The organism is Microbacterium sp. CCH5-D1 (assembly GCF_001557335.1).
In the GTDB taxonomy this organism is placed as follows: domain Bacteria; phylum Actinomycetota; class Actinomycetes; order Actinomycetales; family Microbacteriaceae; genus Microbacterium; species Microbacterium oxydans.
In genome coordinates this window covers 1-446 of the sequence record NZ_LSJW01000182.1, presented here as the reverse complement: position 1 = coordinate 446, position 446 = coordinate 1, and the positions used below count along the sequence as shown (strand labels likewise).

1 protein-coding gene is annotated in these 446 nt (G+C 72.2%); it reads left to right on the top strand.

Annotation, left to right across the window (positions count from 1 at the left end; all coding sequences use genetic code 11):
* Positions 1-43: 43 nt before the first annotated feature.
* A partial coding sequence (locus AX744_RS10990; protein WP_442922831.1) for a DUF7927 domain-containing protein occupies positions 44-446 on the top strand: 403 nt, incomplete at its 3' end.

Genomic DNA, 446 nt, shown 5'->3' with positions numbered 1-446 from the left:
GCCCTCCACCACGGAGCACCCGGTCGCCACCCCCGGTTTCACGGTGTCGAAGTCGGCCGACCCGGCGACGGGCACGCGTGTCGACCCTGGCAGCGTGATCACCTACACCGTCACGGGCACGAACACGGGCGACACCGTCCTCGATCCCGTCTCGATCGCCGATGACCTGCGCCCCGCGCTGGCTCACGCGGCCTACAACGACGACGTCTCGGCCAGCCGTGGCGACGCCCGCGTGGCCGACGGGGCGCTGTCCTGGAGCGGCACGCTGCGCCCCGGACAGAACGTGGTCATCACCTACTCGGTGACTGTCGACGCGAATGCGGGTGGCGAGACGATCGCCAACACCGTGACCGGCACGGCGACGCCGCTGATCCCCACGGATCCGAGCGACCCGGAGAGCCCGACGACCCCTGGCACGCCGATCACGCCCCCGCCGGCGACCACCG